A 16,026-nucleotide genomic window follows, 5' to 3' on the forward strand; every position below is an offset into this window, starting at 1 on the left:
GCCTGCGGCCAGAATCGAGAACAGACTTGTGTATAGCGCCGAGCGCTACAACTACGGTCAGAAACGAACCGTCACGCCTGCATTAACCGAATGGAAGCGCGTGTCGGTGCCGAACTGCCCCTGGTAGGACAGGTCCAGATCGGTCTGCCTGTTCAAGCGCAGTTTCGCGCCCACTTCAGTCAAGGCGGTGTCGCGCGTTTGAGCGACGCCCTGCACTTCGAAGTTTGGCCCGCCAGCGAAAGACTGGACGTTGCGCGGGTCCAGGTCACCGTAGGCACGTCGCCAGCCGACTGAGCCGTAAACCTGCGTATTGACGTTCGCCACATTGATGCTCGACGACGCGCGCAGACCCAGTGTCGAGAAGAAGGTGTCCTGTTTATCGCTGGACACGTCCAGTGCGGCTGGTCCGCCTTTTTCGTGCAGGTCTTTGGCGTCGTAGCGCACGTAGGAAAGACCGGCGAAAGGCTCCAGAGCCATGCTGCCGACCGGTATGCGGTAGGCCGCTTCACCACTTGCCTGCAGCGACTGGGCATTGCGTTTGCCGGTCAAGTGATCACTGAATCCGGCAAACGCCACGTTCCGCTCACTTTCCAGCTTGTGCCAGGTGTAACCGACGTCAGCACTGAGGCGCAGGGCATCGATCTGACCACCGGTGTAGAGGCCCAGATGATAGTTGTCGCTGTGACCGTCAGCATCGCTGTCATCGGCGTCGAACTTCGAACGGCTGTAGCCAGCGTAGACGCCACCGCGCCAATCCGGTGTGAAGCTACCATCGGCCCCGAACAGCAGGCCGCCAGTGCTTTGGTGCAGACCACCGGCACCGTTATTGCCGCTTGTCTTGGTCCAGTTGCCGAATGGCTGCACCCAGGCACCGTTTTGCGTGGTCGGTGTGCTTGGCATCAGATTGAGTGCCATGGCTGGCATGCGCAATGTTCCCGTATCCAGAAGATTACGCATACGAGTGCCCAGCACTCCCGATACCACCTGACTATTGGCGATCAGGGCCGTCGAGGTACTGCCGAGGTAGTCGCCAGACAGTTGATCGGCTGCGTTGCGAGCGCTTTCGGCATCCAGAACCAGCAGGTTGTTGTAGAGGCGCAGCGGCTCACCGCTTTGCTCGAGTACGCTCAGCGCGCCAGCGGTATTGAACTGGTTTTGAGTCAGCATGACCGTCTGAAAGATGCCTGGTGCGGGTTCTGGAGTGGGCGTAGGTGTAGGCTCTGGTGTTGGTGTTGGTGTCGGCTCAGGAGTTGGAGTTGGCTCCGGTGTTGGAGTTGGAGTCGGGGTTGGCGTAGGTGTCGGCTCTACGCTTTTTTGCTCGATGGTGAGGTTCAGATCATTGGCGGTACGCTGCAGTCCGACATTCAGGAACGCCGAGTTGGTCAGCGCCTGGGCATAGGCGGTGCCTGCGGCGGCACCGTCGACCACACCGCCCTGAGCAGAGAGCAGGGTGTAAGTCCTGCCGCTCTGATAGCTCTGCGCAGGATCCAGCGCAGTCACGTTGACCTGCGTACCGCGCAGTGTGGCTGTGCCGCTTACGTTGATCTTGTCTGCTCTACCGTCGCCTGCGATGTCCGCGGCGTAACGTGAGCCTGCGGCCATGTCGAGGTCGCCTTGTATGGCCAGCGCACCTATGGCGTTTTCTCCGGGCGACAGAGTACCGCCGGAAGCTACCTGCGTCGTACCCACCTGACCGACGCCGGCCAGAACGCCGCCGTCCAGTACCTGTGCGCTGTTGGTATACGTCCCGAACTCGGTGCGCCCGGCAATACCGTTGACCACCAGGGTGCCGTTGCCTACGTTAAACCGCGAAAGGCTTTGGGTGGTGGCTGTATTGCCGCGCTGATTGACCTGGTCGACGTTCCCCGACAGCACCAGTCGCCCGCCGCGCACAACGACGCTGCCAGCCAGCCCGGTAAGGTCGCCGCTCAATGTGGTATTGCCGTTGAACGCATACACTCGGCCCGTTCCGTTCAGCGTGTTGGCAACCTGCAGATCAGTATCGGTATGGTTGAACGCCAAATGCCCCCCGTTGCCGGTGCCGAAATTAATGGCGGTTTGCGGGTCCAGTCGGCCGGCCGCCTGAGCTGTTCCGGCAGTCGTCGAATCGATATCGGTACGGTTGGGGTCGGTCACGACCGGACCGCCCACAGCAAGCGTGCCGCGTGTCGGATTGTTGATGCTGCTGATGGTGCTGATGAGAATACCGTTGGTAGAACTCAGCTCGGCACCGTCGGACAGCGTCAGGTAAGTGCGAGAGTCACTGGTGCCGAGCGTCATGCTTTGCGCTGCCAGGCGGGTGCCTTGTCCGGAAATACTCACCTGATTGCTGCGGCCGATGATGGCCGAACCCAGTAAGAGCGAGTCGGTGGTCAGTACTGCGCCGTTATCGAGAGTAAGGTTGTTTCTGTTTCTGAACGCGCCACTGTTGTCCCAGCGGGTTCCGGCGCCGGAAAGATTGACGACGGAGTCGATGTCTACCTGCTGGCTGTTGATCTTGCCGCCATCATTGGCCGTTATGCTCGACCTGTAGACAAACACCCCACCGGCTTCGATATTGACCGCGTCGACCAGGGAGTTCTGGCCACTGACCAGCAACTGCGCGTTTGAAAATTCGTTGGAGCGATAGCCGTTGACTTCACCCAGATCCAGATCCAGATCCCGCACCGACACCTGACCCCCGTTGCGCACGTTCAGGTCGCCTTGACCGACCCCACCGACAACGATCGTGTTACCCAGTACAAATGAGGTACGCGGTACTACCCAGCGCGAACCGGCCCCTTCGACTATGACGCTGGCCTGGGCCGGGTTGACGCCCGTACTGCTGGCTTGGCCAACAATGTTGCCGCCTTCGCTGGTCACGGTTGCGCCACTGTTGATGGTGAGGCTGGAAGAGTTGCCGTCAGTTGACCGCACCTCGATCGAGCCATCAATGACGCGGTCGCTGTTAAAGGTTTCCTGACCATTGGTAAGAACATAATCCGCTGCCTGAGCATCTGGAAGCAGTGCAAGAGTAACCGCAAAAGCAAGCGGGGATAGTTTGAATAAGGGGTTCATAGCGACTCCAGATACTCCATAAAGACCACAAGGGGTGGCTGCCAGCCCTGAGGGCTTAGGCGTTTCCGTTCGGCGGGGTGCCAACAACGGGAGTATTGAGAGGCGAAGGTTGAATGGAAATAGCACGCATGTACTAGTGGCACGTACGCGTATGTACTAGTGGCACATATTAATGCCTGGGTTAATCAGTTAGTCAGGGATGACGTAGTGCATCTGTGCTATTGATATTCTGTTACGCCGTGACTACGGTTGCGTGCGAAGTTATTCGACGTTAATTATTTAAATAATGAGTGGCAGCGTTAGGTGCCTGGTGTGCCAGTCAGTGGAGTGTATGAATGAAAAGTGTAGCCTTGTTTCCGTTGATTCTGGCATTGTCGGGGTGTGCGGGTCTTGATCATGCCATGTCAATGACCAATGGCGTTCTTGATCAAACGGGTGATGTACTGAGCGGGGATTTCAGAGGGCTGGCTGAGGCCAGAGAAACAACCTTGACAGAAATATGGCGCGATTGGCAGACCAATGAGGTTACCGCGAAAGAAAAATGGGACGCTCAAACACTGATCATTCCTGGCGTCGTACAGCGCATTACTAAAACAGGGACGGCGGTCGGTCAGAATCAGATTGCGGTCATCTTCAGCGATCCGTCCAATCCCAAATGCACGGGCCAGGGCTTGACCCGCGATGACCTGTTGGTCAACAAGAAAAAAATAAGCAGCTTCAAGAAGGGCGACAGGGTTCTTGTGAAAGGTGTGTTGGGCACCAGTGAATCAAAGTGGACCGACAATGATGCTTGCTGGCTGTCTTTTGACAAAGCCGAATTCACACTTCAGAAATAGAAGCCGTCAGCATAAAACCCGGAAAATGTCCGGGTTCTGTAAGTTGCGCATTGATAACGCTGTCAGTTCTGCCAGGTTGTGTAATAAACCGGAATACCCCGCGAGTTGGTGATGGATGCATAATTGAAACCTGGCGCAAACGACTCTCCGCCTGCGAAGGTGTAACCAAATGCGCTGAATTCAATACCACCGCCGACCTGGCTCAACTCGGTCTCGTTCAGCACTCGAAGTGCTGGTCCGGCAGGAAGCGCATTATGTGCCTGTAGTGGGTTCACTGCTTGAGTCATGGCGTTGTTTCCTCTGAAAGTGTCATTGATAAATCAGGGCTTCCGTACCGTTGAACGACGGAAGACAACACCATTAAAGTCACCGCTTACAAACACCTCAATAGCACAAATGAGCTACTTGCTAGTGTGTCTTTTGGCTATTAGTTCATGTGTGCTATTGAGGTTAATTGTCGTCAGGACTGTAATGCGTGGTCCGTTTGCGGTGCCTGTTTTATGGAACATTCCTGATGATTGAAGCGATGGTCATTCATGCTCTTTCGACCTGAAGCGCTTGATGCGCAAAAGCGCAGTACGTTGGGGACGGTTTTGCTGGTCAGTCCATTGTCGATGAGGCTGGCCGCTGCGATGGCGTTGCTGTTTTGCATCAGCATGGGCCTGTTCCTGACCTTCGCCACCTACACCAAACGTACAGCCGCAAGCGGCGTACTGCTGCCTGAAACCGGCCTGATCAGGATCTACTCACCACAAGCTGGCGTGATCACCCGGCTCGACATCGTCGAGGGGCAACACGTTACATACGGCGCCGTGCTGATGGCCTTGTCCAGCGACACACAAAGCGGTGAGGCGGGTGGCGCGCAACGGGCGATCAGCCTGTCGATCAAACGTCGTCAGGAAAGCCTCTCTCAGGAAATCGACGAGACGCTCGCTCTGCATCTTCAGGAGCTGGAGGGCAAGAAACGTCAGGTCGCGGCGCTTGAAACCGAGCAGCAGAAAATACTCGCGCAAATCGACCTGACGCGTCAGCGGCTGGCTTTGACCAAGGGCCTTGCCGAGCGCTACGCCAACCTGCAACGTCAGGACTACGTGTCCCGTGACCAGCTTCAGGAAAAGCAGGATGCAGTTCTGGACATGCGCTTGCGGGGCGAAGAGCTGAATCGCTCGCTGCTCACGGTGCGTGCCGAAAGCGCCAGGCTGCGGGCGGAACTGGTCGAGCTGCCGTTCAACCAGAGCAAGCAGCTTGCCGATCTGCGACGCAGGCTGGCCGAGAATCAGGACCGCTTGATCGAAAGTGAAACCAAACGAGAGATTTTCATCACCGCACCGACGCTGGGTGAGGCCACGGCGATCGCGGTCTCCAATGGATCACGAGTCGACAGTACGCGACCGTTACTGAGCATTGTGCCTGCCGACGCAAAACTGCACGCCGAACTGTATCTGCCCAGCCGCTCCGTGGGGTTCGTGCGCACTGGTGACACGGTGATGTTGCGTTACCAGGCCTATCCCTATCAACGCTTCGGATTGCAGCCGGGCACCGTGTCATCGATCTCGCGTACCGCGTTGCCGGCCGATGAAGTCATGACCCTGGGCAACGTCTCTGAGCCGATGCGTGAGCAGGGACCTTTCTACCGGGTCACGGTTGCCCTGGCGTCTCAAACCATCGATGGCCAGGGCATGCACGAGCGCTTGCGTTCCGGCATGCAACTGGACGCCGACATCATGCAGGAAAGGCTGCCGCTCTATGAATGGATGCTGGAGCCTTTGCGCGGAATAGGAAAGCGGCTTTGAACCTGAGAAATACCTTCGCTTTTGGTGTGGGGAGAAAGCTGCCGGTTGTGCTCCAGGCCGAAGCCACTGAATGTGGCCTGGCGTGCATGGCCATGATCACCAGTTATCACGGCCAGCACAGTGACCTCTTGTCGTTGCGGCAACGTCTCTCGCCCTCAATGAAAGGGGTCAACCTCAAGCAACTGACCCACATGGCTGCGCGGCTCGGGTTGGGCAGCCGTGCGTTGCGGGTCGAGCTGAATGCGCTCGGTCAGTTGCAGTTGCCCTGCGTGCTGCACTGGAACTTCAACCATTTCGTAGTGCTCAAGGAGGTCAACGCACGCGGTGTGGTGGTGCATGATCCGGGGCGTGGCGTGTGCAAGCTGACGCTTGACGAGGTGTCGGCAGCATTTACCGGCGTGGCACTGGAGTTGTGGCCGGAAAGTGATTTTCAGCCCGCCGCTGCACAGCCGCCGATCCCGCTGCGCAAACTGCTGGGGCGAGTACAGGGCTTTGGCCGGGTGCTGACGCAGGTGCTGCTTCTGGCCCTGGCGCTGGAGCTGTGTACCATCCTCAGTCCGTTTTTCATGCAGACCGTTATCGACAAGGTGCTGGTCAGCGCAGACCTGGACCTGCTGACGGTGCTGGCGGTCGGCTTTGGCCTACTGCTGATCATTCAGCACACCGTCGCGCTGGCCCGTGCATGGGCGCTGATGTACCTGGGCACGATGCTCGGGTCACAGTGGCAGATCAATGTCTTTACCCATCTGCTGCGCCTGCCGGTGGCATTTTTCGAGCGTCGTCATCTGGGCGATATCGTCTCGCGCTTCGGTTCTCTGAAGGCCATCCAGCAGACCGTTACCACATCGTTCATTGAGGCCCTGCTGGATGGGCTGATGACGGTCGTCACGCTGGGGCTGATGATTGCCTATAGCCCGAAGCTGGCGCTTGTTGCAGTGGTGGCGATGATTATCTACGGCCTGGCGCGCTGGATCTGGTTCGGGCCGTTGCGGCGTGCCAGCGAGAACCAGCTGGTCCATGCTGCTCGTCAGCAGTCGCACTTTCTGGAAAGCGCGCGCGGCGTGCGCACCATCAAGCTGTTCAATCGGCATGAGCAGCGTTGCAGTGCCTGGAGCGCTTTACTGGTCGAGGAAATCAATGCCGGTCTGCACCCGCAAAAACTGCAACTGGCCTATCGGGCCTTCAACGGCGTGCTGTTCGGGCTGGTCACGATCATTGTTATCTGGATGGGTGCCAGACTGGTTCTGGAAGGGCAATTCAGCGCCGGTATGCTGATTGCGTTCAACGCGTACAAGGAGCAGTTCAACGGTCGGGTGGCTGGTCTGATCGACAAGATTGTCGACGTGATCATGTTGCGCCTGCACGGTGAGCGGCTCGCCGACATCGTGCTGCACGATGCCGAGCCGATTGCCGGTCCGGATACGTTCGATGACGCGTGCAACGACAGGGTGCCCAGCCTTGAAGTACGGCAATTGCGCTTTCGCTATTCCGAGCATGAACCGTATGTGCTGGACGACGTGTCGATTCATATCCGCGCAGGCGAATCGGTAGCCATCGTCGGTCCCTCGGGTGGCGGTAAAAGTACCTTGCTCAATGTCATGCTGGGCATTCTGGCGCCCTGCGCAGGCAGTGTCCTGCTGGATGGCTTGCCGGTCGGGCCGGAAAACATCGGCAGGCTGCGCCGTATCACCGGTACGGTGCTTCAGGACGATGTGCTGTTCGCCGGTTCCATCGGCGACAACATCAGTTTTTTCGAGACCGGTGCCGATCAGAAATGGATCGAGCAATGCGCGCATCTCGCTGCAGTCCACGATGATATAGCGCAGATGCCGATGGGCTATAACACGCTGGTGGGCGACATGGGCACGGTACTGTCCGGTGGGCAGAAGCAAAGGGTGCTACTGGCCCGCGCCCTCTACAAGCGCCCTCAACTCCTGTTTCTCGATGAAGCGACCAGCCACCTGGACATCAACAGGGAAGCCGCAGTCAATCAGGCGCTGCAAACGTTGAACATCACCCGCATCATCGTTGCCCACCGCCCGGAAACCATCCGCACGGCGGATCGGGTCGTGGCACTTGCGCAAGGCCGGGTTGCCTACGATGGCCCGGTGCTCAATGAGGCTCCTTCAGCGTGAGGCGGCGGGGCATGATTCGTTGCGCTGGCTGGCGGTGCCTGTTGAGCGCGTTCGGCCTGTTAATGGCGTCGTTGTGCCTGGCCGATGCTCGTGTGGACGCGTGCCCCGGCTCCAGTCGTCTGCCAGACGCATTGAGTCTGGCAACGGCCGTGTCTGTTGCGCTGTGTGCCGACCCGAAATTGCGTGAGGTTTGGCTGACCGAGCTGGCACGGCAGGCTGACCTGGATGCCGAGCATTCGGCTTACTATCCGACCGTGCAGGGGCAGTTTCAAAAGGGGCGGGCTGGCAAGACCACGCGCTACCCGGGTTTTCCCGAAGCTGACTCCAGGCTGAACTCCAACACCAGCGTCTACGGCCTCAACCTGAGCTGGGTATTGTTCGACTTTGGCCTGCGCGCCGCCAAAGTAGAAAGCGCCCGGCAGTTATTGAATGTCGCCAGTAGCAGCCGGATCGAAGAGGTGCAGAAGTCGATGCTTGCCACCGCCCGGGTGTTCTATCAAGTACAGGCGAACATGGCGTTGTTACACGCCAGAATCAGCGCCGAGCGTCTGGCGGCCAACAGTCTGAAAGCCGCTGACGCAAAGTATCGCGAGGGTGCCGGCGAGCAGACGGATCGTCTCCAGGCTCAATCCAGTTATGCCGAAGCACAATTGAACAGGGTCATGGCGGAGGGCGATCTGGCGGCGGTACAAGGCGAGTTGGCCAGCCAACTGGGGCTGTCGCCATCAGCACCGCTCAAGCTGGTTGAACTGGATGAACCCGGGGCTGATGAAGGGGTGTTTCTGGGCAACGTCAATAGTTTGATGGAGCAGGCCAGAGCGTCCCATCCGGCTATCGAAAAGGCCCGCGCCGACTGGGCGGCAAGCCAGGCCAAGGCCGATGCGGCAAAAGCCCAGGGGCTGCCGACGGTGTCGCTGTTCAGCAATTACAGCCGTCAGGACACGCCTATCGAGCAGGTTTCAACCCGTCAGGAGGTGAACACCTGGACTATCGGTGTGCAAATCACCGTGCCGATTTTCGATGGCTTTCTCAATCGGCGCAGAGCGCGGGCCGCCCGTTACGAAAGCGCCGCCCGCGAACAGGCCCTGCACGAGGTTGAAAACAGTATTGCGCTCAGTGTCTGGAAGAGTCGACAGACCCTGGAGTCCAGAACAAGGGCGCTGGCAATCAGTCGTCTTTTTGTCGAGAGTGCCAGCAAGTCTTACGAAATTGCCCAGGGTCGTTACAAAGCAGGCGTTGGCAGTATTCTTGAGCTTCTGCGCTCGCAAAATGATCTGAGCGCGGCGACCCAGAAACGCGTGGAGTCTCTGGTCAACTGGCATAACGCCAAGCTGCAATTGGCATCTGACCTTGGCAGCCTGAACATCGGCGACTGATGCCGTCACAGGCCCCGGGTGATCGACTGCATGGACACAAGAATGTACTGCGCTCGCTGCACAACGAGGTGCATCCATGAAAGACCGAAAGAAAAACGCTGAACTGGATCAGGCTACCTTGCGGTTGATCGTGGCGACGTTCGCCATCAGCTATGTATCGTTGATTGGCCTTCTGCCGGGGCTCAAGGTTGCCACCTATCAGCCCATCATTTTCTATTATGCGGGCTTTCTGGTGGTTTCTCTGGTCTTGCGCCAGCACATCATCAGCTATCCAGGTGTATTTGCGTTGCGCCGTGTATTCGGGATGGTGCATGACTACACTGCCATTTCCGTCGGACTGATCGTTGGCGGGGAGGCAACACTGCCGGTTTTCAGCGTGATGGTCTGGGTCACTCTAGGCAACGGCATGCGCTTTGGTTCGCGATATCTTGCAATTGCGGCGTCCCTGGCCTTGTTGGCGATACTGGTCATCTATCAATTGACGCCGTACTGGCAGGCGCAGCCATTTATGGTCCTGATGCTCGTCGCCGTCACTATTCTGGTGCCTGGCTATGCGCACATTCTGTTGGTGAGGGCTCGCGAGGCGTCAGAGCAGGCGACCGTGGCCAATCGCGAGAAAGAGCGGTTTCTGGCTCAGGCCAGCCATGACCTGCGCCAGCCCATCCACTCCATCGGCATGTTTACCGCTTGCCTGCGGTCCAGCCCGCTGGGCGATTATGAGCGTCAACTGGTCGATAATATCGATCGCTCCCTGCACAACGTGTCGCAGCTGTTTCGCTCGATTCTGGATATTTACACGCTGGACAGCGGCAAGGTTTCAGCCAAGTCGGATGTGGTCAATCTGAGTGACATGCTCAATGAAGTCGCTCATCAGAACACTGCCGCTGCTCGCTGGGCCGGTGTAGAGCTTCGGGTGCGACCTTGTCGACGCTGGGTCAGGGTCGATGCCACGTTGCTCGCCACGATGGTGCAGAACATCATTTCCAATGCGCCCAAATATGCCCCTGATCACCCGGTGCTGATCGGTGTGCGCAGCCATGCGGGGCGTCTGTCGATCAGTGTGTATGACCGGGGCCGGGGTATTGCTGCCGAACATCTGCCCAGGGTCTGTGACGAGTTCTACCGCATCCGCCATGTGCGCGACAAAGACGTGGAGGGCGTCGGGTTGGGGTTGTCAATCGTCAAAAGGCTCAGCCAGATTCTCAATGTGCAAATCGCGATTGCCTCGCGAATAGACCGCGGGACTACGGTCACCATTCATGGGCTTGAAGAGGTGAGCGCGCCTGTTCGGGTGGTACCCAAGAAGGCATTGGGCGAGAGCCTGCTCAAAGGGGTCAGGGTGTGTCTGGTGGAGGACGACCAGAACGTTCTGATGGCCACCGCAGCGCTGCTTGAAAGGTGGGGATGCGAAGTGCAGACCGCCCGATCGGCGGAGGGGCTCACCACTCATTGCGACATTATCGTCGCTGATTACGATCTGGGCACAGTGGCCAATGGTCTGGACTGCATCGAGAGTATACGAGCTGCCCGTGGCTGGGATGTGCCTGCGCTGATTGTTACCGGGAGGGAAGTGGAAGTCGTGCTTGAGTCAATGCAGGGCGCGGAAGTGTCAGTGTTGTCCAAGCCGTTGCGGCCTTCGGAACTGCGTCTGAACCTGCTCTCGATTCGCGAGCGGCGGATGAGTACTCCCTGACCTGCGTGCACACGGGCCAGGGAATAACGGGGCATCAGGCAGTAATGAATGGCCCGCGAATATCCGACGGCGGGGGCACGTCAGGGAATGGATACACGCAGATCGGGTCCGGTTTGATCACACCAATGCCAGGCACCGGCATGATGGTGAAATCGGCACCACCGGAGACGCTGTACATCTCGGCGTCGGTCAGTACATGAGCATGAACCGAATAATTGTCGACGGTGGTTCCAGTGGTTTTCTGATTGCGGATAATCATGTCAAACCTCGTGGTCGTTATTGAAAAATACTATAAACCAAGTGGGCGGTCGGGTGGCTTGATCCTCGTGTGCAATCAGTTGTATCCAGGCGTTGGCGTCCTGTGAGTTTTGCAGCCGGATCAACCGTTGCAAGAGGTTAGATGATCAAGTCATTCATCATGAGTCTGGGCTGGTCAGGTTTCCTGCCGACGCCGAGCGGTGGCGGCCAGCGCTGTAAACATGCCGGCAAGGCCAATGTAATGCCATTGAAAATCAAGACTGGCGGCAATAAGAAATGCGAGCGCTGCCAGCCAGAACAGTCTCGACGAATTGACGGTTTTCCCAAAGAGCTTATGACGATCGGGCATCATAATGTTCTCCTGTTTTCCCGGTAGGTGCCTGCACTGCGCTGCCCACCCGAAATGGCAAGGCGTGTTACTGCGCCATCTGGTAGGTCTGAAAGGCGTCAATCGCGCTGGCACCTGCCACGCCGGCCAATATGACACCAGCACCGACCGCAGTCACCGGAGCCACCGCCACAGCAGCGGCTACTACACCGATGGCTGTCAAGCCTTCTGTTACTGTCATACCGCCACCGATCTGTGCCAGTTCTTCATTGTCGAGTTCGCGCATCATTAATTCCTTATTCATCTGAAATCACCTGTTTGTCGTGTTATTTCAAAGTTTCTGGTCAGTAAGCCATTAGCGCATTACAGGCATTTCAGTCATTGCCTGATAAGTGTTAGTGGCCGTTACAATACTTAACCAGTGCGCAGGCTAAAGAAATAGTACAGGTGTGCTAAGACAGTGGCTTAATATTAAAAGGCTATTATTGTGAGGGGTTAGTGTGTTGCGCTGCTGCAGTGGATTGAATGTTTGCCCAGTCTTCGATCAAACCGGCATACAGCTCGACGCACTGTTGAAGTTTGCTGACCTCACAATACTCATCCACCTTGTGGGCCATGCTCGGCTCTCCCGGGCCGAGAATAAGAGTGGGCGGGTGACCGACGGCGGGTAGCAGCACAGCGGCATCGGTAAAGTAGGGCACTGTCTGTGCCTGCAAAGGGGCGTCATGCAAAGCCTGGCAGCGGGCAAAAACCTGTCGGACCCAAGGCTCGTCGGGATCGGCGCAAACACCAGGCAAATCAATCAGGGTACTCAACTCTGCACCGTTGCCCAGATGCGCCGCTAATCGCGTGCGGATCTCATCATGGTCCAGATTCGGCGCTGTACGCAGGTCGAGGGTGAACTCTGCGTAGTCCGGGACCGAGTTGATGTTCAGGCCTCCACTGATGGTGCCGACGTTCAGGGTGGGCTTGCGCATAAGGTGATGGGCCGGGCCCACCTCAAAGGTCTGTGCGCGGTCGATATGTCGGGCGGCCAGATAGATGGCATTCACGCCTTCTTCCGGCATTGCTCCATGCGCCGTAAGACCGTGGCTGGCGCAGCGTAGCCACAATGCGCCCTTGTGCCCGAGTATCGGATAGTTGGCAGTCGGTTCGCCGACCAGCAGTGCGCCGAGTTCGCCAAGCAAATGGGGAGCGTCCGTGCACAGTGCGCGGGCGCCATCACAGCCGGTTTCTTCTCCGCCGGTGAGCAACAAGCGAACGCCCGGGCCGCGCTGAATGGCGGCACGGCTGCGCTGGCAGGCCACGATGAAGGCAGCAATGCCCGCTTTCATGTCGCTGGATCCTCGCCCGTACAGCCGGCCGTCGGCAATCTCACCGGCAAACGGCGAGTGACTCCAGGTGGCATTGCCGAGCGGTACGGTATCCAGGTGGCCGGTGAACCCCAGCGGTTTGCCGGGGCCGTCGCCCTCAAGCCAGGCGACCAGATTGAAACGGCGCTCACCGAAACGCTGCAGCTCGCAGCGATATCCGTGGCGGATCAGCTGTTCAGCGAGAAAGGCAGCACAGGCCTCTTCATCGCCCGGTGGGTTGAGGGTCTGGAACGCCAGCAGGGCGCGGGTCAGGGCTATCGGGTCATCGAGCATCGGAGCCTCCGGTCAGGTACGGCGGGTCAGCCAGTCGAGGCTGTTGATCCAGAAGCGGCGATAGCCTTCCCAGTCGAGAAAAGCTTCCGGCAGCCAGTGTTCGGAAAGGTCGCTGGTCCAGGCCAGCGTGCGACCTGCACCGACTTCACGCGCGGCAAGCAGCGGGTGCCGAGAGCCTTCGACGGTGGCCAGCAATTGAGCTTCGGGATGCAACTCAACTTCGTTGTAGCCAAGCAGGTACGGCCATTCGCCGCCCAGGCCTTGCAGTATCGGGTGATCGCTGTTGATCTGCGGCAGAAAGCCTTCCGGCACTTCGACACGATCGTCGTAAGGCAGGCAGCGCACAGGCAAGACTTCCTCGACAGGCGTTCCGCGGTAGCGCGCGCCGCCATTGATGCCTTGAAAGCTGAAGCAGCCGCCGACCATCATCAATGCACCGCCCTGCAAGACGTATTCGCGAAGGGCTTTGAGGCGGTTGGGCGTACGCTTGCCACGCAGCCAGGTGTCCGGGTGCAGCAGCAGGGTATTGGCTCCGATGTCGGAGAGGATCACCGCTTGATACTGGCTCAGGGCTTCGACCGTAGCCGGAAAGTCGGTCTGGGCCTGATCGGCGCACATCTGAGTGATCTGGTAATCGCTGTCGGTCATGGCCGCGAGCAGGCGTCGGGCACCGTTGTGCGCCGTGACGCTGTCGAACTGATCAAAGCCTTTGATATGGGTTGACGTGCTGACCCATGATTCGCCAGCCAGCAATACGGACTGTTTCATGACGTTGCTTTCCTCTGCAGTGAAGAAGGGACTTTAAAACCACGCTGAAAGACCCGGCGTGGGTTGTCGATCAAAAGGGTTTCAAGTTGTTCACCGGTGACACCATGACGGCGCAGGCGCGGGACGAAATGCTTCAACAGATAGCCGTAACCATGCCCGCCGTAACCGGTCAGCATGGTTTTCAGAAAGACGTCCTGAGACAACAGCACTTGCGAGCCGAAACCGTGCTCGATCAGGGCGACGATGGCCCGCGCGTTTTCTTCATCGCTGGGCGACTGTGCGTGCTCGTCGGCGAAGTAGTAACCCATGCCGATCATGTCGTATTCCAGAAACGCGCCGCGTGCCGCCAGCGCATGCTGATACGCAGGGTCGCTGTGGCTAGGGTTCATGTGGCACAGCACCGTATGGCGCAGGTCGGCACCTTCAGCCTCAACGATGTCCAGTACCCGGTGGCCGAGGCGCTCCCAGCCAGGCAGGTGCACCGAGAGCGGCACGCCGGTCGCGGCGCTTGCACGGGCTGCGGCGCGCAGGGATTTCTCTTCGTCAGCCGTGAACGCGGCAGAAACACCAATCTCGCCGATCAGGCCGGCAATCACCTCGGGCTTCTCTTCACCGCCGCCCACGTCATGAATGATCTGCTCCGCCAGTTGTTCAACCGAGCGTTCGTGCACGTAATGCGGGTGCGAGGGTTCCAGATAGAAACCGGCACCCATGATGATATTCAGGCCGGTCAGACGGGAAATCCGCTGCAAGGCCTGCGGGTCGCGGCCGATGCCCAGATTGGTCGGATCGACCACCGTTTCCCCGCCCAGCGCCCGGTACTTCAGCAGTTCTTCGCACGCGAGGTCGACATCGAACAATTGGCAGTTGTCACGGCTGACCAATGGGTTCATGTACAGCTCGCCCAGCAGTTCCATGCTGACCGGACGCTCGGCCAGATGGCGTTCGCCGCAGCAGCTGGGTGGTACCCATTTGCCTGAGGCATCGAGCAGGATATGTTCGTGCATCAAGGTCACGCCCAGACGCTCGACGGGCACAGGCCCCAGCACACTCATGGCATGACCGCTGTCGACGCCGATGGGCAGGGGCGAGGGATGACGGAACAGGCTCATGCTCCAGCCCTCCCGAGTGGACGACCGGTGCGCAGAATGCGTGTGTTAAGCCAGATTGCCAGCAGCACGATCAGCCCGGTGGCAATTTGCGTGTAGAACGGTGAAATGTGGGCCAGAATCAGCCCGTTCTTGATCGCGGCCATGGTCAGGACTCCCAGCAGCGTGCCGACGATCGTGCCGAAACCACCAAACAGACTGGTGCTGCCAAGCACCACGGCGGCGATCACTTCCAGTTCGAAACCTTCACCCTGATTCGAAGAGCCGCTGCCTAAACGCGCCGTGACAATCATGCCCGCCAGCGCCGCTGCCATGCCGCTGAGCATGTACACCCGCAGCAGTACGCCCCTGTGGTTTACCCCCGCCCGGCGTACACTTTCGGCGTTGGCACCAATGCCGGTGAGGTAGCGTCCGAAACGCATTTTGCCGAGCATCAACGCCCCGCCGAGCGCCGTCAGGAGGGCCAGCCAGGCGGCCAGCGGCACACCTAGAAACCATCCGCGCCCGAGGTCCAGAAACACGGTCTCTTCGCGTGGTACGGGAATTGAGTAGCCTTGTGTCAGCAACATTGCCAGGCCGCGAATGATGGTCAGGGTAGCGAGGGTGACGATAAACGCCGGGATGCCCGCATAGGCAATGAAATAGCCGTTCAACGCGCCGATCATAGCCCCCACACCAAGCCCGCCGACAAGTACCAGCGGCCATGGCAGGTGCCAGGCATTGAGCGCCATGGCGGCCAGCGCCCCAACCAGGGCCAGCGTCGAGCCCACGGACAGGTCAATGCCGCCGGTGGTGACTACAAGCGTCATTGCCACGGCGACGATCAGTAACGGGGCGTTCTGGCGAATGACATTAAGCAGGTTTGCACTGCTCAGGAAGTTGTCGGTCACCAGTGTGAACAGCACCAGGCACAGGGCGAAAAACATGCCGATGCTGACCACGCCGGGGAAATCGTGCAGCACGCGCTTGAGCCGGGACTGAGGCAGGATACGTTGGCGTGTCAGGTCGAGAGTGTTCATGAAGTCGT

14 protein-coding genes are annotated in these 16,026 nt (G+C 58.7%); 5 read left to right on the top strand and 9 right to left on the bottom strand.

Features of this window, described 5'->3' with window-relative positions; all coding sequences use genetic code 11:
* Positions 1–57 precede the first annotated feature (57 nt).
* The gene (locus AC4ANE_RS03970) at positions 58–3,057 is read right to left on the bottom strand and encodes an autotransporter domain-containing protein (RefSeq protein ID WP_460408709.1); all 3,000 of its coding nucleotides are present in this window, start codon (positions 3,055–3,057) and stop codon (positions 58–60) included.
* Positions 3,058–3,392: 335 nt separating this feature from the next.
* On the opposite strand from AC4ANE_RS03970, the gene AC4ANE_RS03975 reads away from it, so the two are divergent.
* Positions 3,393–3,893: a hypothetical protein gene (locus AC4ANE_RS03975; RefSeq protein WP_010216932.1), complete on the top strand. Its 501-nt coding sequence runs from the start codon at positions 3,393–3,395 to the stop codon at positions 3,891–3,893.
* A gap of 62 nt (positions 3,894–3,955) precedes the next feature.
* On the opposite strand, the gene AC4ANE_RS03980 is transcribed toward AC4ANE_RS03975, so the two are convergent.
* Positions 3,956–4,180 carry a hypothetical protein gene (locus tag AC4ANE_RS03980; protein WP_031596269.1) on the bottom strand — a complete coding sequence of 75 codons (225 nt, stop codon included), beginning with the start codon at positions 4,178–4,180 and terminating at the stop codon, positions 3,956–3,958.
* A gap of 249 nt (positions 4,181–4,429) precedes the next feature.
* Between AC4ANE_RS03980 and AC4ANE_RS03985 the strand changes: the two genes are divergently transcribed.
* The 4 genes from AC4ANE_RS03985 to AC4ANE_RS04000 all read left to right on the top strand — a co-directional run bounded on the left by AC4ANE_RS03985 (position 4,430) and on the right by AC4ANE_RS04000 (position 10,890).
* Entirely contained in the window at positions 4,430–5,686 is a 1,257-nt protein-coding gene (locus AC4ANE_RS03985) for an HlyD family secretion protein (RefSeq protein ID WP_031596271.1), read from the top strand.
* Positions 5,683–7,821, top strand: a complete 2,139-nt coding sequence (locus AC4ANE_RS03990) for a peptidase domain-containing ABC transporter (RefSeq protein WP_031596273.1) — start codon at positions 5,683–5,685, stop codon at positions 7,819–7,821. Before AC4ANE_RS03985 ends, AC4ANE_RS03990 begins: the two co-directional genes overlap by 4 nt.
* An 11-nt stretch (positions 7,822–7,832) precedes the next feature.
* The gene (locus AC4ANE_RS03995; RefSeq protein ID WP_031596274.1) at positions 7,833–9,197 is read left to right on the top strand and encodes a TolC family protein; all 1,365 of its coding nucleotides are present in this window, start codon (positions 7,833–7,835) and stop codon (positions 9,195–9,197) included.
* Positions 9,198–9,273: 76 nt separating this feature from the next.
* Positions 9,274–10,890, top strand: coding sequence for an ATP-binding response regulator (locus AC4ANE_RS04000; RefSeq protein ID WP_057425632.1), 1,617 nt, complete (start codon positions 9,274–9,276; stop codon positions 10,888–10,890).
* Positions 10,891–10,924: 34 nt separating this feature from the next.
* Here AC4ANE_RS04000 and AC4ANE_RS04005 read toward each other — a convergent pair whose 3' ends face one another.
* The 7 genes from AC4ANE_RS04005 to AC4ANE_RS04035 all read right to left on the bottom strand — a co-directional run bounded on the left by AC4ANE_RS04005 (position 10,925) and on the right by AC4ANE_RS04035 (position 16,018).
* Positions 10,925–11,149 carry a hypothetical protein gene (locus AC4ANE_RS04005; protein ID WP_002553187.1) on the bottom strand — a complete coding sequence of 75 codons (225 nt, stop codon included), beginning with the start codon at positions 11,147–11,149 and terminating at the stop codon, positions 10,925–10,927.
* Positions 11,150–11,323: 174 nt separating this feature from the next.
* Positions 11,324–11,500, bottom strand: a complete 177-nt coding sequence (locus AC4ANE_RS04010; RefSeq protein ID WP_005732307.1) for a hypothetical protein — start codon at positions 11,498–11,500, stop codon at positions 11,324–11,326.
* A gap of 64 nt (positions 11,501–11,564) precedes the next feature.
* Positions 11,565–11,780 (bottom strand): hypothetical protein, encoded by a 216-nt coding sequence (locus tag AC4ANE_RS04015; protein ID WP_002553189.1) that lies wholly within the window; start codon positions 11,778–11,780, stop codon positions 11,565–11,567.
* Between the two features lie 178 nt (positions 11,781–11,958).
* Complete coding sequence (locus AC4ANE_RS04020; protein ID WP_002553190.1) at positions 11,959–13,122, bottom strand: M20 family metallopeptidase; 1,164 nt, start codon at positions 13,120–13,122, stop codon at positions 11,959–11,961.
* A gap of 12 nt (positions 13,123–13,134) precedes the next feature.
* Positions 13,135–13,890, bottom strand: coding sequence for a glutamine amidotransferase (locus AC4ANE_RS04025; protein ID WP_460408711.1), 756 nt, complete (start codon positions 13,888–13,890; stop codon positions 13,135–13,137).
* Entirely contained in the window at positions 13,887–15,002 is a 1,116-nt protein-coding gene (locus AC4ANE_RS04030; protein ID WP_002553192.1) for a phosphotriesterase family protein, read from the bottom strand. The genes AC4ANE_RS04025 and AC4ANE_RS04030 overlap by 4 nt, the downstream gene beginning before the upstream one ends.
* Positions 14,999–16,018 (bottom strand): ABC transporter permease, encoded by a 1,020-nt coding sequence (locus AC4ANE_RS04035; protein WP_460408712.1) that lies wholly within the window; start codon positions 16,016–16,018, stop codon positions 14,999–15,001. The genes AC4ANE_RS04030 and AC4ANE_RS04035 overlap by 4 nt, the downstream gene beginning before the upstream one ends.
* Between the last annotated feature and the right edge of the window lie 8 nt (positions 16,019–16,026).

This window comes from Pseudomonas sp. Pme6b (genome assembly GCF_058129925.1).